This is a genomic window from Methylobacterium sp. AMS5 (assembly GCF_001542815.1).
In the GTDB taxonomy this organism is placed as follows: domain Bacteria; phylum Pseudomonadota; class Alphaproteobacteria; order Rhizobiales; family Beijerinckiaceae; genus Methylobacterium.
In genome coordinates this window covers 1,141,107-1,160,945 of sequence record NZ_CP006992.1, presented here as the reverse complement: position 1 = coordinate 1,160,945, position 19,839 = coordinate 1,141,107, and the positions used below count along the sequence as shown (strand labels likewise).

Annotated in this window: 20 protein-coding genes and 1 pseudogene; 12 read left to right on the top strand and 9 right to left on the bottom strand. The window is 66.0% G+C overall.

The genetic code is table 11. From position 1 onward, the window contains the following. Positions 1-107 precede the first annotated feature (107 nt). Positions 108-1,007, bottom strand: a complete 900-nt coding sequence (locus Y590_RS05360; RefSeq protein ID WP_060768957.1) for a GGDEF domain-containing protein — start codon at positions 1,005-1,007, stop codon at positions 108-110. A gap of 21 nt (positions 1,008-1,028) precedes the next feature. Then, positions 1,029-2,084 (bottom strand): HD-GYP domain-containing protein, encoded by a 1,056-nt coding sequence (locus tag Y590_RS05355; RefSeq protein WP_060768956.1) that lies wholly within the window; start codon positions 2,082-2,084, stop codon positions 1,029-1,031. A 42-nt stretch (positions 2,085-2,126) separates the two neighbouring features. Here Y590_RS05355 and Y590_RS26785 point away from each other — a divergent pair, with 42 nt between their 5' ends. Beyond that, complete coding sequence (locus Y590_RS26785; RefSeq protein ID WP_158509728.1) at positions 2,127-2,681, top strand: hypothetical protein; 555 nt, start codon at positions 2,127-2,129, stop codon at positions 2,679-2,681. A gap of 198 nt (positions 2,682-2,879) precedes the next feature. Here the strand turns inward: Y590_RS26785 and Y590_RS05345 are convergent, their stop codons facing one another. Both Y590_RS05345 and Y590_RS05340 read right to left on the bottom strand, forming a co-directional pair. After that, positions 2,880-3,332: a hypothetical protein gene (locus Y590_RS05345; RefSeq protein WP_060768955.1), complete on the bottom strand. Its 453-nt coding sequence runs from the start codon at positions 3,330-3,332 to the stop codon at positions 2,880-2,882. Continuing rightward, entirely contained in the window at positions 3,333-3,752 is a 420-nt protein-coding gene (locus Y590_RS05340; protein ID WP_286161857.1) for a hypothetical protein, read from the bottom strand. 109 nt (positions 3,753-3,861) lie between these two features. Here Y590_RS05340 and Y590_RS25480 point away from each other — a divergent pair. Together Y590_RS25480 and Y590_RS05325 are read left to right on the top strand one after the other, a co-directional pair. Next, positions 3,862-4,820 (top strand): IS630 family transposase gene (locus Y590_RS25480; protein WP_144440053.1). Its coding sequence is split into 2 segments (ribosomal slippage): positions 3,862-4,209 and positions 4,212-4,820, totalling 957 coding nucleotides; the frame shifts between segments, so codons are not numbered across the junction. Beyond that, positions 4,778-5,152, top strand: coding sequence for a zincin-like metallopeptidase domain-containing protein (locus Y590_RS05325; RefSeq protein WP_353612594.1), 375 nt, complete (start codon positions 4,778-4,780; stop codon positions 5,150-5,152). Before Y590_RS25480 ends, Y590_RS05325 begins: the two co-directional genes overlap by 43 nt. Before the next feature lie 63 nt (positions 5,153-5,215). Here Y590_RS05325 and Y590_RS25475 read toward each other — a convergent pair whose 3' ends face one another. Then, positions 5,216-5,929: a DNA helicase gene (locus Y590_RS25475; RefSeq protein ID WP_083530762.1), complete on the bottom strand. Its 714-nt coding sequence runs from the start codon at positions 5,927-5,929 to the stop codon at positions 5,216-5,218. A gap of 496 nt (positions 5,930-6,425) precedes the next feature. On the opposite strand from Y590_RS25475, the pseudogene Y590_RS05320 reads away from it, so the two are divergent. The 9 genes and pseudogenes from Y590_RS05320 to Y590_RS05280 form a co-directional block, all read left to right on the top strand. Continuing rightward, positions 6,426-6,686 (top strand): annotated as a pseudogene (locus tag Y590_RS05320) (zincin-like metallopeptidase domain-containing protein); the annotation flags it as partial. Next, positions 6,686-7,426 (top strand): hypothetical protein, encoded by a 741-nt coding sequence (locus tag Y590_RS05315; protein WP_060768951.1) that lies wholly within the window; start codon positions 6,686-6,688, stop codon positions 7,424-7,426. The pseudogene Y590_RS05320 and the gene Y590_RS05315, both read left to right, overlap by 1 nt. A gap of 98 nt (positions 7,427-7,524) precedes the next feature. After that, the gene (locus tag Y590_RS27220) at positions 7,525-7,761 is read left to right on the top strand and encodes a hypothetical protein (protein WP_060768950.1); all 237 of its coding nucleotides are present in this window, start codon (positions 7,525-7,527) and stop codon (positions 7,759-7,761) included. Positions 7,762-7,890: 129 nt separating this feature from the next. Beyond that, positions 7,891-8,253 carry a hypothetical protein gene (locus Y590_RS27215; protein WP_060768949.1) on the top strand — a complete coding sequence of 121 codons (363 nt, stop codon included), beginning with the start codon at positions 7,891-7,893 and terminating at the stop codon, positions 8,251-8,253. Next, on the top strand, positions 8,216-8,416 hold the full coding sequence (locus Y590_RS27210) for a hypothetical protein (protein WP_060768948.1): 201 nt from the start codon (positions 8,216-8,218) through the stop codon (positions 8,414-8,416). The genes Y590_RS27215 and Y590_RS27210 overlap by 38 nt, the downstream gene beginning before the upstream one ends. Before the next feature lie 24 nt (positions 8,417-8,440). Further along, on the top strand, positions 8,441-9,511 hold the full coding sequence (locus Y590_RS05295) for a DUF7146 domain-containing protein (RefSeq protein WP_060768947.1): 1,071 nt from the start codon (positions 8,441-8,443) through the stop codon (positions 9,509-9,511). Between the two features lie 339 nt (positions 9,512-9,850). Then, positions 9,851-10,777: a DUF2493 domain-containing protein gene (locus Y590_RS05290; protein WP_060768946.1), complete on the top strand. Its 927-nt coding sequence runs from the start codon at positions 9,851-9,853 to the stop codon at positions 10,775-10,777. 71 nt (positions 10,778-10,848) lie between these two features. After that, positions 10,849-11,100 (top strand): type II toxin-antitoxin system Phd/YefM family antitoxin, encoded by a 252-nt coding sequence (locus Y590_RS05285; protein ID WP_060768945.1) that lies wholly within the window; start codon positions 10,849-10,851, stop codon positions 11,098-11,100. Further along, positions 11,093-11,500, top strand: a complete 408-nt coding sequence (locus Y590_RS05280) for a hypothetical protein (protein WP_060768944.1) — start codon at positions 11,093-11,095, stop codon at positions 11,498-11,500. The genes Y590_RS05285 and Y590_RS05280 overlap by 8 nt, the downstream gene beginning before the upstream one ends. Positions 11,501-11,954: 454 nt before the next feature. Here the strand turns inward: Y590_RS05280 and Y590_RS05275 are convergent, their stop codons facing one another. The 4 genes from Y590_RS05275 to Y590_RS05255 all read right to left on the bottom strand — a co-directional run bounded on the left by Y590_RS05275 (position 11,955) and on the right by Y590_RS05255 (position 18,977). After that, positions 11,955-12,926: an alpha/beta fold hydrolase gene (locus Y590_RS05275; RefSeq protein ID WP_060768943.1), complete on the bottom strand. Its 972-nt coding sequence runs from the start codon at positions 12,924-12,926 to the stop codon at positions 11,955-11,957. A gap of 1,166 nt (positions 12,927-14,092) precedes the next feature. Further along, positions 14,093-16,066, bottom strand: a complete 1,974-nt coding sequence (locus Y590_RS05265) for a glycosyltransferase family 2 protein (RefSeq protein WP_286161856.1) — start codon at positions 16,064-16,066, stop codon at positions 14,093-14,095. Between the two features lie 8 nt (positions 16,067-16,074). Beyond that, the gene (locus tag Y590_RS05260; RefSeq protein WP_286161855.1) at positions 16,075-17,130 is read right to left on the bottom strand and encodes a hypothetical protein; all 1,056 of its coding nucleotides are present in this window, start codon (positions 17,128-17,130) and stop codon (positions 16,075-16,077) included. 233 nt (positions 17,131-17,363) lie between these two features. Next, positions 17,364-18,977: an HlyD family secretion protein gene (locus tag Y590_RS05255; protein WP_144439929.1), complete on the bottom strand. Its 1,614-nt coding sequence runs from the start codon at positions 18,975-18,977 to the stop codon at positions 17,364-17,366. Between the last annotated feature and the right edge of the window lie 862 nt (positions 18,978-19,839).

Genomic DNA, 19,839 nt, shown 5'->3' with positions numbered 1-19,839 from the left:
GCCGTTGAGGCATGAACCGCGCGGCTTCAGGTGGAGTCGAAAGATAATCGCGCGGGCTCGCGTCGCAAGCAGTTCCCCGCCTAGTCAAGTTCATCGGGTTTGCACTCCTAGCTCACGAACTCGGTCTTCAACGTGGAGCTTGTCATCGCCACGCGGTTGCGGCCGCCCTCCTTGGCCGCGTACAGCGATACGTCCGCTCGCTTGAGCAGCGTGCCGACGCTGTCCCCCTCGGACCACTCGCTCAGCCCGATGCTGACCGTGAACCGAAGCGGACAGCTTCGCTGCAGAAGCGCCGAGCCGGCGCACTGACTGCGGACGCGGTGGGCCACCACCGCCGCGGCGCCCAGGCTGTGGTCCAGGAGGAGCAGTGCGTACTCCTCCCCGCCCAGCCGTCCGGCGATCGCACCGGTCTCCCGTAGGATCTGAGCGATGTGCCGGATCACCAGATCCCCCACGTCGTGGCCATGGCGGTCGTTGATCTTCTTGAAATGGTCGATGTCGAGCTGCATCACCGCCAGGGGGCGGCTCACCGCCGCGCTCTCGACCGCCGCTTGGGCCTGACGCATGAAGGCACCGCGGTTCAGGAGTTGCGTCAGGTGGTCGGTGTCGGCCTGCCGGATCAGCGCCTGCTGCAGCTTCAGCACCCGCTCGGCCGAGCGTAGGCGCCCGCGCAACTCCTGCGCCTCCGGCGGCTTCATCAGGAAGTCGTCCGCGCCGGCATCGAGCACCTCGTCCAGCGGCCGCCTTTCCCGTGCGGAGGACATCACCAGGATCGTCAGGGGGCGCCGATCGTCGGCCAGAGCCCGCAGCGACCAGCACAGCTCCAGCCCGTCGAGCGGTTGAACCTCAAGGCTGGTGAGCACGCAGGTCACCGACGGATCGGCAGCGACCTGCGCCAGCGCCGCGGCCGAGTCCGAGAACGCCACCACGGTGTGTCCGGCCGCGATGAGCATTCCCGAGATTGTCTTGCGGATCACGCCGCTGGGATCGACGAGGACGATGTGCATGGTACGCCCATTAAACCGAGGTCAGGTGTCGAGGGGGAAGCTTGGCGTGAAAGCCGTCGCGATGGGATGAAAGGCCTTCACCAGCGCAGGATCGAGGCGGCCCATCATCCCCTGGAGGATCGCGTAGGCGGCCTCGCTCGCCATCGGCGGCTTGTAGGACCGGCGCTCGATCAGGGCGCCGTAGATGTCGCACACCGTCACCACACGCACGAGATCGGGTATCGCCCTCCCCACGAGCCCGTCCGGGTAGCCGGAGCCGTCGAGCATCTCGTGATGCGAGCGTACCACGCCGAGGAACTCCGGCTCGAAGCCCTGGTTGGCCAGCATGGCCTCGCCCTGCGCCGGATGCAGGCGCATCACTGCCTTCTCCGCTGCATCGAGCTTGCCCGGCTTGTTGAGGATCGCGGCCGGGACGTGGATCTTGCCGACATCGTGCAGCAACGCCGCCTTGGTCAGCCGATGGCGCTCGCAAGGTCCGAGGCTAAGGCTCGCCGCGAAGGCAGCGGCCAGCCCGGCCACCAGTAGGCAGTGCTGGTGCGTAGCATCGTCGAAGCGGCGCACCGCCCGGATCCAGTCGCGGATGCCGGTTTCTTGGACCGCCTGCGCGACGAGGTCGGTGCCGTTGTCGACCACGACCGGCGTCACCGGCCCGCCGGCCACGAAGACCGACCCGTAGAAGGCGCGCACCGCCTCGGCCCGTCGCCGGGCCTCGGCCGGCACGGTCTCCGCCCGATCCTCCGCCGCGCCCAGCGCGCGCCGGAGCCGGCCCAGGTCGAAGGGAGCCCTCACCGTCCGGCTCGCCCCGAGCGCCAGTGCCTGAAGGCGGGCTTGCAGCGTGTCCTGGCGCTGCAGCACGACCAGCGGAGTACCGCGGCGCGTCCGTGCCAGAAGCTGGCGCAGGCGCTCGACGTTGGCCGCCCCGAGATCGGCCACATCCGTGACCAGCACCGCCGCGGCCTCGGCTGGATCCGCCTCGTCACGCAGGTCGTGGACCCGGTACGCCAAGCCGGGATCGAGACCGCCCACGAGATCCGCGCTCCGACCCGGATCGTCGGTGATCAGAAGCGTCTGTCCCATCATGGATCTCGCTCCCGGTTGGCCTAAGGGAACATCGCGTCGATGGCATCCTGGGACACGCTGACCGCACCGGGCAGCGCCGGACCGTTCAGGAGCGCGGACTTGCCGGTCCGCTCGCGGAGCGCCAGCGTCGGAGCCGCCGCGCTCGAACCGGACCACAGGCGCACCATCTCGACGATCCGCTCCTCGACGAACTCGATCGTCCTCACCACCTTCGCGATGGCGCTGGCCGGTGAGATCCTGGAAGTTGCAGGCCTCGAAGATCGTCTGCACGTGATCCTGGATCGCCATCACGTCCGCCCGGGTCCCCTCGTCGCGGCTCCGCTTGGCGATCCCGCGGGTCGGGGCATCGACGGCTTCCGCGGTCGACAGGATGGTGTTGGTGGCCCGCTCGGTCCCCTGAACCACCGCGTTCAACTCGTCGCAGGTGCGGCCGGTCTCCTGCTCATGCCGCAGCTCGGCGATTTCCTGCCGCATCCGCTCGATCACCGTCGATATCGCGGCCAGATGACTTTGCAGGAGCGCGGAACTTCCCTCAGGTCCAACGGCATTTGGCGCAACACGGGTCATGGTGCTAGACCGCATCATATTTCCTAAAATCCGGACTTAGCTGAATAAAATTAATGATCTACAATTGCCGTGACAGATACACTCCTATTGTAGCCATCTGCCGAATGATCTAGGCGCGCTACGGCCCATGATCGACTGATAAGACAAGACAGTACAGGGTTGGGCGGCTTTCCGTATCCGTCGATTTGGCGCGGATCGAGTATTTTAGGAATGACTTGGGCGGCTTCAGGCAACGTCGAAGAAGAGATCGATCTGCTCGGCCTTCGTCTGGCGCGTCCGGCCCTTGCGCGGCGCCGGCTTGGGCGCAGCCGGCGCGAATACCGGAAGAGGCACCCCGGCCTTCCCGTAAAAGTACGCGCCGACACAGGCCCCCTCGGCGGTGATGAACACGTTACAGGTATGCCCCGTGGATTTCAGGATGCAGCGCGTGAGCGGCGTCGCCTTCGGCAACGCGGCCAGCGCCTCCAGCAGGCACGGTAGGCCGGCCGAGTGGATGCCGAGGATCGGATATTCGAACGCCAGACCCGCACAGGTCAGGTGCGCGGCGCCGGCCGTGGTCGACGGGAACGGGTTCAGACCGAACGCCGTCCCCTCGTCGCGCAGGAACGCCGCGAGCAGGGCGCGATCCTTCCCATCGATCAGCCCGGCCAGACGGGACCTGTCGGATGCGACCAGCATTCAGAGCACCGGATACGGCCCGAGGAACAGGTCTCCCAGCGCCCGGCGGCGCAGAAAGGTCAGGCGCCGCCGCCGGACGTGCTCCGGCCGATCGTGGTCCAGGTGGCAGCGCTGGCACCAGGCGGCGAGATCGGTGGGGCCGTGGAGGCTCGTGTCGTGGGCGCGGTGGCAGGTGGCCAGGATCGGCCGGTTCAACCGGACGCTCGCCAGGTCGGGCGTGCGCCGGAGAACCCGGCCCCGGCCCGAGCGCCAGACGCCGCCGTCGGCGTCGTACCAGTTTCCGTCATCGACGCAGACGATGACCCGCCCATGGGCCAGAAGCCAGATCGCCTGATAGCGCCGCGCCGCGCAGGCGTCCGCGCTGGTGCGAGCCCGCCGGCCTAGTTCCTCCACGCTCAGATGGTCGGCGATGTGAGCCATGTCCGCCTCCGCCAAAGGCGCACAGGCTAACCCCACACCGCACCAGCCGGAATCCCCCCGAACTGATCAAGCGGAAACCGTATCATTCCCTTCTGCTTGGAGGTGGATCATGGGCGAATGCTACTCGCTGGACCTTCGTGAGCGGATCAGCCGTTGGGTTGAGGAAGGGCACTCGCGCCGTGGCGCGGCCCGTCGCTTCGCCGTCAGCCCCAGTTGTGCGGTCAAGCTGGCGCAACGCCGAGCCCGAACCGGGTCGGTCGCACCCGCGGCACGAGGGCGGCCCAAGGGCAGCGGCAAGCGAGCACCGGTGGCAGGCTTTCTGATCGCGACGGTTGAGGCCACGCCCGACATCACGATGCCGGAACTGGCCGAGCGGCTGTTGGCCGAGCACGGCGTGACGGTCACGCCGGGGGCGCTGTCACGCTTCCTCTGCCAGCGCGGCTTCACGTATAAAAAAATGCCCTGATGGCCGCCGAACGCGGTCGCGCACCCATCCCTGAGGATCGTCATGAATGGCGCACAAAGCGCCAGCCGTTGATGCGGAAGGCCTGCCATCGCCTCGTCTTCCTCGACGAGACCTCCGTCACCACCAAGATGACCCGCCTGCGCGGGCGCAGCCGCAAGGGCACGCGGCTGCACGCCAAGGCGCCCTTTGGCCATTGGGGGACGCAGACCTTCATCGCCGGGCTGCGCTGCGACCGCCTGAGTGCGCCCTGGGTGATCGACAAGGCGATGAACCGGGCCGCCTTTGAGGCCTATGTCGAGACCCAACTCGCCCCGACCCTGAACAAGGGTGACGTCGTCATCCTCGACAACCTCGCCGTCCACAAGAGCCCCAAGGCCGCCGCCTGCCTGAAGCAGCACGGCGCCTGGTTCCTGTTCCTGCCGCCCTACTCGCCCGACCTCAACCCGATCGAGCAGGCCTTCGCCAAGCTCAAAGCTCACCTGCGCAAGGCCAAGGCGCGCACCTTCGACGCCCTCTGGCGTGCCATCGGCGACATCTGCGGGCTGTTCGAGCCGCAGGAGTGCTGGAACTTCCTCAAGGACAAGGGATATGCGTCCGATTAAAAGGTCGCCGCTCTAGCGCCTCTCACGATGCCCACGGATTCTACGCCACCCATATTCACGAGGCAGCTCATGCCAGCGGCGCAGCCCATCGGCTCGACCGGGATTTCGGCGCCAAGTGGATCAGGCACGCACTCGGCATGGAGGAAGCGACCGCCGAACAGACCGCATCGTTCCTGCTCGCCGACCTCGGGATCGCGCACGAACCGCGAGGCGACCACGCGGCCTACATCACCTCGTGGCTACAACTTCTCAAGGACGAGCCTCGGGCGATCTTTACCGCGGCGAGCAAGGCGCAGGCGGCAGCCGACTGGATGCACGCCCAGCAGCCATGACCCAGCAGCGACCAAGGCTGAGCGGCCGATCCCTCGCGGGCTCGGCCGCTTCCCTATATTATCTCAGTTCACCGCATCGACCCGCATCTCTCCATTGTGCAGGAAGCAAGTCTTCGTGAAAAGAGCCAAGTCGACGGGATTGGGCAGTCGAACGTTCGATAGGTTCGGAAGAGGTTTGCCTTCCATGTCGAACGAGCGATTGATCTGAGAGATCGCAACGATGATCGTTGACGCTGTACAGGCGAAGCCCGCGAGCGTTTTGACCTGAACTGCGAGTTCGGGATTTCGTCGCCTTTGATCCAGTAGTTGAAGATAGTCGACCACTACCACGCTGTCGTCCTGACCATGTCCTACGCGTTCGATAATATAATCGGCGCAAATGGCGTCTGACGTATCGATCACCAGTGCGTTTCCGGTTTCGTCCATGTCGAAGCCGAGGCCTTGAAGACGGTTGGAGATGCTCGATTCGGTTTCCTCCAGGCTGAAGAAGAAGCTGCGGTGACCCGCTCGCGCCGCTTCTACGGCCAGTTCGACGCCAAGCAGGGTTTTGCCGTGACCGGGGCGCGCACCGAGCAGCACGAGATCGCCAGGCACAAAGTGAGCCAGTAGTTTAGGCGCTGGCCGATCATGCGAACTGGAACTCGCGAGATGACTCCAGCCTCGATACCCCTCTCGTTTCGCGACCTCATCAAGAGACGCGTGCAACGGCGCATTGGTTTCGCGGGAAAGCAGCTTCGCCTGTCTTTTCAGGCGGAAAATCGGAGCAGACAACTTCATCGAAAGCCTCCTTTTCGAGCAGTTTCTGCAACCCCTCCTTATGCATTCGCTCGAACAGAGTGCGTTCGATTGAGTAAGTTACCCCGCATGTCGAATGCTTCCCCAAATCGGAGGGAGGAGGCACGGGCCATGCCTTCCCGGCGATCCTAAAATCGCAGAATTAAGAAGGCAAGCTTCAGCTCGTAGCCGACGGGCATCGATCACGCATATCTTGATGCGGACGCCGCTGGCGCGGCGGCGCTGTCGTTGGGCCTCCCTCGATGCGGGTCTGGTCGGCGCTCCCTGCTAGGCCCGCCACGGCGTGCCGCAAGCCCGGCTTCGCCGAGCTGCTCCATTTCATTTCGCCCCTCCGGTTGCGCCCCACCGCTTGCGGGCCTCCCCGGTCGGTCTCGCCGCCCACCCCCGCCTCGGGGGAGCCATGGGATTTTGGGCAGTGCTGGAGGCACCGATAGTTTTCACCTTCCAACCGCCATTTTCCGCTGGACTGTCAGGATATGTGGCCGAGATCTCGGCGGCCTACGTCTGCGCCAGCCTCGGCATCGTACCCACCGTGCGCCACGCCGACTACATCGCGTCCTGGCTCGAGGTGCTGCGCTCCGATCCCCGCGCCATCGTGCAGGCGGCGGGGCTTGCCAGCCGCTCGGCCGACTGGCTGCTCGGCCGCCTGCCGCCCGAGTTCGCCCCGGCCGGTGTCGGCGAACAGATCGAGGAGGATGGGCCGGAGGACGAGACGGCGCCCCTGCGGGAGGCGGCGTGATGCGCTTCAAGCGCTGGCCGCGTCCGACGCCGTTCGAGGACACGTCGCGCAAACGCGCGGCGTACCGGCGCAAACAAGTCCGCGAGCAGGGGGCGCTTCCCCTGTTCGCCGTAGCGCTCGCCGAGCGCCAGCTCGACGTCGACGTCGAGATGGTGCGGCGTACCGGCCAATGGGAGCGCCAGCAGCAGGAGAGCCGCCGGCAGCGGGCCGACGGCTGGCGCCGGACCCGCGCCCGTCTCTTCGCGCACCCGACCGCCCAGCGCTTGGCGATCCGGGCGCTGTGGCGGGTCTGCCCATATCCGGCCGATCCGAGCTACCTCGGGACCCTGCTGCACGAGATCGCCACCGGCCGGATCGATCCGGCTCGGCCTCCGTGGGGCGGTCGGCACACATTCACCCCCCGGACGACGCCGAACCCGGCGAGCTTCGCCGAGGCCTTCCGGCAGATCGGCCAGCGCACGGTCGGCGGCGGCCCGAAGACCACCGGCGCCGACGAGCGCCTGTTCTGCGGCAATCTCGGCTCGGGGATCGTGTTCCTGACCTCGCGCGTGCGCCTGTGCGAGCCGAACGAGAGCTTCTACACCTCGTCGAACCACCGCCTGCGCGACAGCCATGTCGGTCGCGGCGGGCACTGGATCGACATCGCGGTGCGAGGCACCTGCTCGGATGCCGACCTCGCCCTGATCCGCCAGCTCGCCCAGGCGATGGATACCCGACCCATCGTCGTCCGGCGGCCGTGAGCCGGGCCGAACGAGACGAGAGGGGCGGCAACGCCCTATCGAGGGATCAGCAAAGCTGAGAGAGAGCCTCTCGGCCCCTCGTACCCAAGCGAGAGCGCATGACCGACGCCCAGTCCTACACGATGGCGCTCGACCTCGCGGTCCAGAACCCGGTGCGGGTGCTCACCGTCACGGACCGCGAGGTGGCCTACACCCATCCCCAGAGTGGCGCGCGCACCCATCTGTTGACCATCGCCGAGCGGCGCCGGCTCCGGCCGCTCGAATTCGACGCGGCGCTCGACCTGATCGCCGACGGCTACGAGCCCGTCGTCAACGCGAAGTCCGGCCGGCGCTGATGGGGAAGGCGGCCAGCGAAACCCGCGAGGACGGCTCGGTGGTGGCCCGGGTGCGCCTCGTGCGCCCGCTCCAGCGCCAGATCCTCGACCGTGATCAGTACGCGCGCTCGCACTTCGGCGAGGCCACGCTTGAGACCTTCCGGGCCGCCTTGGAGCACGGAGCTCGCCAACCTGCCGGAGTTCGAGGAGCGCACCCTGTACGTGGTCACCGGGTTGCTGCTGCCGATCTGGGACCGCCTGCCGGGCATCGACATGCGGGTGTTCCGGCTCGTGACCGACGAGGGCGAGCGCATCGTCGGGCGCGTCGTCGATCCGGAGGACCTCTACGTCACCCGCGAGCGGCTGAAACTCGGCGCCGGTACCGCCATGGCCCCGGCCGACGCCTTCGCGGCCGTGCTCGGCGGGCGCGCTAGCCTGCAGCTCGCCGGCGGGCTCCAGATCAGGCGCGCGCGTGATGGGCGAGGACCGGATCGAACTGATCGGCTCCAGTGACAGCGCCCGGGCGGGCCTGAAGGCGATCGGTCTGTTCTCGGAGGTGATCGCCTGGCGCACCCGCCTGTTCATTCCCACCGGCGAGCGCGGGGAGGCAGTCCTGACGGCCGTGCTCGAACGTCATGCCCTGTTACGTTGCGTCGCCGTCAACGGCCGCGCTTAATATCCGGACCCGACGGAGGCCGACATGTCGACCCATCCCACCGCCGCTGATCTCTCCCGCCAGCTCGCCGACAACGTCGAGGCGTTCTGCCGGCGCTACCTCTCGAACGGCCACCGGAACGGCCGGTGGTGGTGTGTCGGCGACGTCCACAACACGCAAGGCGAGTCGCTGTACGTACGGCTCACCGGCCCGAGGAGCGGCAAGGGCGCCCGCGGCAAGTGGACGGACGCGGCGACCGGCGAGCACGGCGACCTGCTCGACGTGCTCCGGATCCAGCACAGCGAGAGTTGGCGCGATGCCCTGGAGGAGGCGCGGGGGTTCCTGAGCCTGCCCCAGCCGCCCGTGTCGGAGCGGGCCCGCCCGCTCCCGGAGGCGCGCGACACCACCGATTCGGCCCGGCGGATGCTGCGCTACGGCCGCCCGATCGCCGGCACCGTGGCGGAGGCCTACCTGCGCTCGCGCGGGCTCGAGCACGCCGTCACCCAGCCCGCGTTACGCTTCCACCCGCGCTGCCTGTACCGGCTCTCCCGCAAGGACCCGGCCGGCCCGGACACCTATCATCCGGCCCTGCTTGCCACGGTCACCGATCTCTCGGGCGCCGTCATGGCCGTCAGCCGGACGTGGCTCGCTGCGGACGGGCGTGACAAGGCCGCCTTGCGCAACCCGCGACGGGCCCTCGGCAACCAGCTCGGCCATGGCGTGCGCTTTCCCGGCACGGTGTCCGATCTGATGGTGGCCGGCGAAGGGGTCGAGACCGTGCAGTCGGTCCAGCGCGTCCTGCCGGGCGTTCCGCACGTCGCCGCCCTGTCGGGGGCGCACCTCGCCGCCCTGATCCTTCCTCCCGGCCTGCGCCACCTCTACATCGCCCGCGACGCCGATCCAGCCGGCGAGCGGGGAGCGGCGATCCTGCGCCGGCGCGCCGAGGCCGAGGGCATCCTGGTGACCGACCTGGATCCTCGGGAGGACGACTTCAACACCGACCTGCGCCACCTCGGCCCGCAGGATCTCGCCCTGCATTTGGCGCCCCAGCTCGACCCGAACGACGCGGTGGCGCACCTCCGGTTCGAGGAGGCAGCGGAGTCGATCGCAGCCTGACCGGGGCCTTCGGGGAGGGTCGAGCCGCAGGCTGTCCGGGCCCGTGAGAGGGCCTTTGCGTCCACGGCCTTCTTGAGAGGGCGACGGGTGCCGGGTCGGGGGCCTTAGGCGCAACGGCCCTGTCCGACGATTTTCCGCCGCCGCCTGACGGCGGCTTTGCATCGCGAGGCAAAATCGACGGCCAGGGCCGTCCTCCGCTTCGCTCCGGCCCGCGCGGCCGCATCGCCTGACGGTGCGATGCGGACCCTCGCGCGGGTGCGCCAGGCCCCCCGGCCCGGCCTTTGGTCGCCACGAAGGCCACGATGGACGCTGGCCTGCCGGACCCGAAGGACCACCGCGATGCTCGACCACCTGACCCACGACCTCGACGAGGACCTGCCCGCCGACCCCACCCTGCTCGAGGAGCTGGCGCTGACCGGCTACCGCCCGTTCGAGGAGCACGACGATCCCCGGCCGCTACCGGCCAAGCGCGCGATGGATGGGGCCCTGACCGTGGCGATCACCGCCCTCGAGGGAGCCTTCGCCGGCACCCGCCTGGAGGACGACCTCGAGGACGTGCTGTGGGGGTTCGTGAACGTCTTCCACCGCCGGGTCGAGCAGATCGATCGCAAGCTCGACGAGAACGAGCAGGCGCAGCGCATGAGCCAGCGCGATCAGGATGGCAGCGAGGTGCTCTCGGTCGAGCTGGAGCGCCTCACCGCCCTCGGGCTCACCCTGTCGGAGCGCCGCAACAGCTTCGAGTACGCCCGCGACGCCGCCGCCCACCTCTTCACCCGAACCACCCGGTCGCTGTGGCGCCCGCGCTCCGGCTCGCAGGTGAACCGGGCCACGATGATCGCGGCGATGATCGACAGCCGGGACTTCGTCAACGCGCGGCGCCGGGCGGAGACCGAAATCCACCTGCCGCAGGGCACCCGGATCGCCTTCACCGGCGGCAAGGAATACCAGAACGTCACGGTGATCTGGGACACCCTCGACAAGGTCCGGGCCAAGCACGCCGACATGGTGCTGATGCACGGTGGCGGGGAAGGCGCCGAGCTGATCGCCGCGAAGTGGGCCGAGAACCGCCGGGTCCAGCAGGTCGTGTTCAAGCCCGACTGGAAGCGCCACAAGCGGGCCGCGCCCTTCCGGCGCAACGACCTTCTCCTCGAGCAGGATCCGATCGGGATCGTGCACTTCCCCGGCGGCGGGATCTCCGACAACCTCGCCGACAAGGCGATCGCGAAGGGCATCCCCGTCCGGCGGGGGGTGAAGGCCGGCGCATGAGCGCCGGCCCCCTTGCGATTTCAGCTAAAGCAGCTAATTCAGCTATTTCATGGATATCGAGGGATGTACCGATGGCAAGCTTCACCCTGACGGACCTCGGCAACAAGTCGGGCGAGGTGGTCGAGGCAGCCTTCCGTGGCCCCGTGGACATCACCAAGCGCGGAAAGCGCAAGTTCGTTCTGATGACCGCCGAGCAGTTCGATCGCCTGACCGGCACAGGCTCGCAGCGCGCGTACCGTGCCGAAGACCTGACGGCTCCGGAGCGCGACGAGATCCTGGCCGGGCTCGATGCCGTCGCGCAGGACGAGGGACGCGATGACTGAGCCCCAGCACGGCGAGATCATCCTCTACTCCTACCTCTGGGCACGGGAGCACGATCGCGGCGAAGAGACCGGCCGGAAGGCACGCCCAACCTGCGTCATGCTCATCGTCGTCGGCAAGGACGGTCGTTCCAAACCCCTCCTGTTCCCGATCACCAGCCAGCCGCCAGGGTCGTCCAATCACTTCGTAGAGGTTCCCGAGACCGAGGCACGCCGTGCGAAGCTCTCCACGCCAGCCTGGGTCATCGTGGACGAGTTCAACACCGACGATCCCACTACGTCTTGGGCGCTCGAGGACGCCAAGCCGCTCGGCCGGTTCTCGAAGAAATTCATGTCGCGGATCGCCGCCGCAGCCGCCGGTGCCATCAGAGCCGGCAAGGCACGTAGCGTCCCGAGACGATAGTGGGCAGTAGGGTGCGGGCAGGCTCGGATAAGGGGCCTGCGAATGAACAGCTCCCAACTCGACGCGACCCGAGTGCCAGGCGGCCCGGTCTCTTGGATAGGCCGCAGGAAGGGATCCTCGACGTCCGGTGAGCATGTCGGGGAAGCCGGGTTTGCACGGAAGCGGGGCCGACCGGAGGCAGGCTGGAAGCGGTCCTGCCCAGCGAGGGGTGCCCAGCCGGTCAGGCGTCGAGGCTGGAGGCGTCCGGAGTGGGCGCCATACCGGGACGCAGCGGCGCGTTGGGGGGCACCCTCCCGAGCCAATCCGAGGCAGCGGCGAGCGTGGGAGAGGGCCACCACGCCCCATCCTGCAAGCCCGGAGTCCGGTCGATCCGCCCCAAGCGGAAACGTCGGTGAAACGCGGCGCCGACGTTCGCCACGCCTCAGATCACTTCCGATGCGCATCGCTGCCTTCCCTACGCGGCGGTCGCCTGGGACTGCTTCGAGGCGAGCTCCACGGCCTCGACGACCTTCTCCGGCGCGAGATGGTGGATCATGTGCCCCATCCCGGGAACCACGATGAGCGTGCTGTTCGGCAATTCATCGTGTAGCCGCTGTGATTGACGGCCGACATCGGCGATCTGGTCGGCGCCACCGGCGATGATGATGACGGGGAGGTCGAGGTCATGGTAGTGCTGCTGAAGCTCGACCGTGACCGGCGTCATCATCGCCGCATCCTCCGCAGATGCCCGCAACTGCAACGGGCGCAGCATCATGTCGGTCGGGAACTCTCGATCGAAGCGCTCGGGAATGTCGGCCGGCGCGAACATGCCTTTGATCATGGCGGGAAGGAGCGCGCGCCCGACCAGCGGCGAAACGGAGTAGCGTAGGACATCGCCGATGATCGGGATCGCGGCGGGCGAGGCGAGAACCACGTCGGCGCGCAGCGTCGGGTAGTAGTAGCCCGATGCCAGGACGAGGCTGCGCACGAGCTGCGGGGCTTGCAGAGCGAGGGCGACCGCGACCAGCGCGCCCCAGGAGTGTCCAAGCACCACGGCCTGCGTGACACCGAGCTGCTGCAAGGCTTTCTGGTAAAGCGTCGCGTGCGCGCGCGGCGTCCATACACCCCGAGGCCGGTCGCTGTAGCCGTATCCAGGGCGGTCGAAGATGATCACGCGGAAGCGCTTCGCGAGAGCGTCGACGATGCCGCTGCTCAGGAAGTCTTGGATCATAGTGCCGTTGCCGTGGATGAGCACCAGTGCCTCGCCACGCCCGCGCTCGACGTAGTGCAGGCGCACGCCATTCACTGTGATGAACTCGCCTGCCGGCGGCGTCCGTCGCTCGGCCTCGCGTGCATTGTAGACAGCATACAGTGCAGAGGCTCCCAGAGCGGCCGCGGAGCCGAGCAGGGTCGGAACTAACCAAGATGTTTGTAGGCGGTGTTTCATTGGAGATGATCCTGCGTGATCAGGCGGACCGGCTGGTCCAGGGAAGGCAGATCAGGAGCAGCCGCGACCCCCGTTACGGAGAAGAGGCGCCTTCCAGCAGCTTTGGCGTCATTGCCGCGAGGGCCAGGAGTGGCGCCGGCATGACAACGCCGGCACGACGCATGGACTGCGCGGCTGCCCGGCAAGCGGGGAGATCGTTGGTCCGGGCGGCAGCCTCGATTTGCGTCACGTTCTCTGCCGACGGCTTCGACGTGTCCGGCTGAGTGGACGACCCGCTCCGCTCGGGTCCCGAGGCGGTCGCGGTGGAGCCCGCAGGCGCTGCTAGGTTCTGCGCTTGCCCCTGCGGGCCGGCAGCGCCCGGGCCTGACGCGGTGATCTGAGCACTCTGTCCCGAGCTGCTCTGTGGGGTCGTCTCCGCCGCAGGCTTTGCCGACGCATCGCTGTTATTCTTCGCCGAAACAGCCGTTGCCAAGCGCGGCGGTGTGTCGGCAGCCTGAGCGCCGGCCGCGGGCTGACGCACAAAGGCAACGAGTTCCTGGCAGAGGTTCGCCGGCCTCCCGGCCGCCAGTGTCGGAGCATCGTGTGTTTGAGCCGCGGAGGCGTGGGCGAGGACGCAGACCGGCACGGCCAGCATCAGCATTCTCACGATCCGCATAATCGATCTCCTCTGATCGGACAAAACGGGGCGGTAGCCCAAGACTGACTTGGGCGCCGCGGTGCGAACGAGATCGAGAGGTTCATCCTGAGCGCGCGAAGCGAAACGCGCGGACCGGGCGAATTCTCCGACGACATTGCTGCTGGGCGCTCGTCCAATACGAATGAGCAGGCAAGATCGGATCAGAACGCCGTCGTGCGAACTGCGCGCTCCATCTTCATCGAAGCGTGCCGAGCTATGCTATGATAAGGCTGCCAGCCGTTACTTGTTCCAACGATTTGAAATCATGAATCGTGATGCGGGATAAGCGGAGATTCATTGGGCGACTCACAAAATTATATCATCCCGCAGGTTTTGGATTCTATCGGCGCCGCTTTCTCGCCTCCATCCGGGAGAGCCATAGCAATGCGTAATCTGACGGCCATCGCAGCGTGGATCTGATCCTGCCGCACGGGCAGGCCTTCAGCTACTCCAACGCAAGGATCTGCAAGTCATGCAGTCAGATTTTGCGTCAGGCTGCTTGGAAACAGCGGGTGATCAGGCCGCGCAACGCCAAGCGTAGGCTTGCGGTGCGGGCGATTGGGTCTGCGGCCCGCGTGAACAGGCGCAGGATGAGGGTTTGCCGCTGCAGGTGGTCCGGTGCGAGTGCGACCGCACAGGCGCCTGCTTCGGCCCCCGTGAGGCGAGCGGGGATCCAACCGGTCGGCTCAAGAAGCACCTCCACCGCGTCTCCAGCCGCGATGGTATGGGGTAGAGCTGGTATCCGCAGCTGGGCTGTCCCCATCCCGAGACTCGCCAGCACGGCGTCGTAGGCGATCCCGCGGAACCGGACGTGCACTGGCTCCTCGACAAGGAACTCCTCCGCTCCACGTGGGCGCTCGAAACAGACAAGAAAGGCCACGAAGCAGAACAGCATCGCGACGCCGGCCCAAACCAAATTGAAATAATCGAGCGGCGAAATCTCGGTCGCGCCCGAGGGCGACACGAAGGACCAGATGATGGCGCCGGCCGAGAGCAGGCAAATCGCCCCGAAGCCGGTGGCCATCCGCCAGCGCACCAGCGAGGCAGAGCGGTCGCCCCCCTTGTCGGTGACCTTGAAGGGGCGACCGAACGGGCGAACCGCTGCCGAGACCAGGGTGATGCTGATGGCAAGCGCCGTCATGATGTGCGTCACCTCCATGAACAGCGGGAGCGTGCGTCGGCCGGAGACCCAGCCGCTATAGGTCCAGAGCGCGAAGAGCGTCGGCAGGCCGTAGCGGAGGAAAGAGAGATAGTCGGCGTAGAAGGCCGGCATATCGAAAAACCAGTAGATCGACGGAGCCACCAGCATCAGGACGATGAAAGGCTTGCACAGCCAGTTCAAAACGCCGTGCAGATAGTGCAGCCGCTGCAGCGGCGTGTAGTCACTGCCACGGAAGGGACCGGCCTTGAGCAGGGCGACTTGCATGGTGCCGAGGCACCAGCGGGTGCGCTGCGTGATGTATTCCGGCAGGCCTTCGGCCGAGAGCCCGGCACTCAGACGCTCATTCAGCCAGTGAGTCCGGTAACCGCGGCGCATCAGCGAGTAGGTTAGGTTGATGTCCTCGCAGATGGCATCGTGCGGGAACCCACCCATCTCCGTCACGCGGTCGCGTCGCACGAGAAACGAAGTGCCCACGCAGAAGGCGCAGCCCCAGGCATCCTTGGCCGGCTGGAACACATCGAAGAAGATGCGCTGATCGTCGACCCAGGCCTCGGATGCCATTAGGTTGTGCTGGATCGGGTCGGCGTTGAAGAAGAATTGTGGCGTCTGGACCACGGCCGCCCGCTCGTCGTGGAACAGCCCGACGCTGCGGCGCAGGATATTGGGCGCCACCGCGAAATCGGCGTCGAGCACGAGGATAATCGGTGCGTTGGTGCGACCGGCCGTGTGGTGGAGCGCGTTGTTGAGATTGCCCGCCTTGGCCCCCTCGTTATCGGGGCGCGTGACGTAGTTGGCGCCCACTTCCTCGCAATAGTCCCGCAGCCACGCACGGCGGGTGTCGTCGCAGACCCACACCGTAGCGTTCGGGTAGTCGACCGCGAGGGCCGGGATGATCGATTTCTCGACCACATCCAGGGGTTCGTTGTAGGTGCAGATGAAAATATCGACGGCCGGCCACGCACCACTCTCGCTTAGCCGCGTTTCCTCGCGATCAGCCTCGGCGGACCGGTCCTTGAACCGAAACAGGATGACGATGGACATCAGCGTGTAGAGAATCGCCACCATCTCGAAGGCGAAGAACAAGTAGGGCCAAAGCTTATCGGGCTCCGGCTCCAGACGCGGTAGCGTGTCGTGCCAGCGCCAAGCGGCGTAGCAGAGAATGAACACCGCCGTGGTCAGGCCGAACAGGACGCGGGCAGGGGCGCTCGTGCGGTCGAGTAGGCTCGCCATCAGGAGCAGACTGATGAGAATGCCGGAATCGATGGTGAGAACGGACAGGACGTCCTGAGGTGCTTCGAACATGATCGGGCTTACTCCACGCGCCGTCCGGTGAATGGATTCCAGCCCGTCGCCGCAAGCACGCCCCAGGCGGTGGCGCCCAAGTGAGGCCGGCGGAAATAATAGAAGTCCGCCCCCGTGCTCGCCGGACCGATTGCAATTCCTGTCGTCAGGCGATCGACATCGGTGGCGAAGAGGAAACCGGAGGGTGAGACGTGTCGACCGATCGTGGAGAGCAGGCGTTCGGCCTCGGAGCGTCGGCCGAGCGCGCGAAAGGTCAAGGCGGCCTGCGCAGTGCCCTCAACCCAGAGACCGTCCCGATCCTCGTTGAAGTCGAAGCCCTCCCGAGTTGCGAGGTGCGTCTCGGCAAAACCCAGCGCCCGCCGCCAGTCTTCGGGCGCAGCCGTTACTCCGATCAGCGGCCAAAGCTGGGTATCGAGAGCAATGTGGGTCGTGGGCTGAAGCTGCCCCTCCGGCGTCGTGCCAAGGCGAAACACCCCTGGGGCTCGGGCGAAGGCCGCACCGAGAAAGCCCCGCGCGATCCCTGCGATACGCGCCTCCTCCGGCCTCCCGTCGAGGCGATGAAGCCAAGCCGCAACCGCATGGACGTCGAGGTTGTGTTCGGTGGATTTCCACGTCAGCCGCGCCTGGCTTGGATCGAAGCCATCGACGCCGCCTGAATAACCCTCCGGATCTCGTCGATCGGTGGTCTGGTCCGAGATCCAGGCCAGCATCCGCCGAGCACCTGCCCTGTAGCCGCCTTCCGGTGCGACCGCATCAACGGTGAGGAGGGCAAGGGCTGCCCAGGCCACGTTCCCGGTCGCGGTGCCGTCTTGGTAAGGGTCCTCGGCCCAGAGGTTCTGCTTCGCATCCCACCAGCCAGGCAAATCGAGCGGTCCAGCGCCGATGGGACCAGCGCGATAGGCGTTACGGACGCGGCCGTCCGAGAAGGTGCGATCCCGGGCCAGCGCGCGGAGTAGGGCATCACCGATGCGACGGGCGCGGCTGATTTCGCCGCAGGCGACCAGCGCAATTGCCGCCAAGGCGTTGTCATAGGTGAAAGCTGAGCTTCGCAGGGGGGCGGGCAATTCGGACTCGCTGGGCCCCGGTCGGTAGCTCGCCACAAAAGCCGGTCCCGGTCCGGTCGCGTCTATCGCTCCAGAGAGAGCGCGGCACAGGGTTTGAGCGAGAGGCGACGAGGGTTCCAGCGCCGCTTCCGGTGACGACGCGGGCTGCTCGGGCTTAGCGCTCAGCGGCGAGACCATGAGCGCTGCGACCGCTGTCACACTCAAGAGGCGCCGGATCCGTGCACAGCCCCGGATCAATGCGTGTTTTCGGCAGCGTGCTGCCGCTCAGGTTGGGTTACCGGATCGCTCGTGCTGCGACCTGGAACTCGTGCCGCCAACTCACGGATCGTCGTCGAGATTGTATCCGCGGCACGGGTCGCACTGTTCGAAACCAAGACCCAGGCTTGCTTCGCTTCCGGTCCGTTGACGCCACGGGCGATGAGGTCGGAAGCTCTTGCGGTCGTGTTGGTCGCCGCAGAGGCGAAAACGCCCCATGCTGCCTTTGCTTCCGGCCCACTGAAACCGGAGGCGACGGCTTTCCAGGCTACGGAAGCCGATGGAATCCAACCATTCTCCCGGGTGATCGTGACCCATTGGCCTACAGAGCAAGGCGTGGTGCGACGCGTTGTTTGGGAAGGCAGTACGCTCTCGACTATTTCCGGTGCTGAGCCGCGATCAAGGCTGACGAGGACATACATCTCCCGCCGCTCGGTCTGTGGAAATGGCACCGCATATTGCTGATCGGTCTTGTCGCTGGTCTTGGGCAAGATCTCGCTGACCCAACCGCGTTGAGGAATAACATTTCCTGCCGCCGAAATTCGCACGGGGGTTCCGACCGCGAGTTCCTGCGCCTGCCGATAAGAGAAAATCCCGACTGCGAAGGATTGCTCGCAGTCGACCAGCGTTGCCACAGAGTCCCCAGGATTGACGTGGCGCCCTTCGGTGACGCCGAGGCTGAGAACCATGCCGCCGTTCATCGCTCTCATTTCCGCATCTGCGAGGCTGTCGAGACGATTTCGTTCTGCAACCAATAGGGATTCTTGTGCCTTGAGACTGGCGGCGAGCTGCACTTCTTCGATGGCCAGTCGCTGAGCATCGAAGGCCAGATCCCGTCGCTTCTGCGTCAGCACCGCCAAGCTGTTGGATTGGTTGCCCACGAAGACGCTCTTCTTGACGGCAGTCAGTTCAGCCAGCTTCTGGTTCAGCTTGGCCGTCTCGGCATCCTTATCAAACCGGGCAGCCTCGAGCTTGTGCTGCGTTGGACGCAGAAGATCGAGACTGGCTGTGTTGCGGTCAACCATAGCTTGCTGCCGATCCACCACCGCCTTGGTGGACTGACCCTCAGCATCGGCTGACCCGACCCGGGCGCGAGCCTCCGCAACCTCTCCGTCGAGTTTAGCGACTGTCTGCTCAACTTGTCGACGGATCTCGGCATCAAGGGCTGCGACGTATGCCTGATCCGATTCTTTCTTCTGGCGTGCCGCCAAGAGGGAGCCGCGCAACTCGTCGACTTTGCCGTCCAAGGTGATCAAGGTCGTGCGGTCGATGCGCCCGTTATGGATGCGTGCCACCGAGTCGCCCATTCTAAGGCGTTTTCCGATTGAGGCGGAGACTTCGGTCATTTCTCCGGCAATCGGCGCAGTCAGCAAGCTGATCGGCGCATTCATCACCGCGCGGTCTGACTGATCGGCGAGGAGAGGAGGGAGCGTCGCCGTGGTCATGAGGAGGGCAAGAACTGTTGCCACCGAATAGGCTGAGACCCGGACCACCCGCGTATGGCTCGGCTTCTGGTTCGGCTGTGACGTGGAGGCCGGCAAGGGGCGCTGCATAGGACTCTCATAATGACGCAAATCATCGTCGACGGACACGATGAGCTGGAAGACGGATTGGCGACGTCGATTCGTCGCTTCGCACAGGACAGCGGAAGAGTGCCTCGCGAGGTGCGGCAGGCGACAACTGGCCAATAGCGGGGATGTCTTGTGTCTGAACGTTGCCTGACGTGAGGCCGCTCGGATCTAGGCTGACGCTAAGATCATGTTAGCCAATTGGCAACCTGCGACAAATGTGCAGAAAGCAAAGTAAGTTAACTTGGGTAATTATCGAGAGCCGAAAGCATGCTTCGGCAGCTAGGATATCGTTGCTCCCCGGGTTTGATATTTGCTGCTGATCTGATTTATTTCGCCACCATATGAGGCCGGCATTTCATTGTTTGACTGATAACGATCCGCGATCGGCAATTTATATCCGAACGGTTGCGAGCCTGGACACATTGTTGCCCTATGAGATGACGCCTCGCTGATTTCGGGCCAATAAACGGCGCCGCCGCAAAAGTGGTTCCAAAAAAATTTCAAGGCTTTTTCTTGTTATTTTTGTGCGAAATCGTGATCGCTGCTTAATAAGGAATAAGTGCAATCCATGAATGCAACAGCAATGTATGCTGTGATCGGCCGCCTCGTCGTCAGGTGCGTGCGGCGCAGCCGGTCTCAATCGGCGTCCAAGCGGGGTCCGGTGTCCGGCATCGCTCTTGCTGACAAGCTTGCCATCCCGCGATCCACCACGGCAGGCGTGGACATGCGAAGAACGAGGCCTTGATCGAGGTGACCCGCCAGAAAGAGACGGCTCCGGTTGCCTGACATCGAGAAGCTCGTCGCGGGCACACTGCACTGGTTCGCGGTCCCGCCGGTGCGGCAGGTCCCGAGCACCGGCTGTGTTCCAAATGCCTGCGGATAG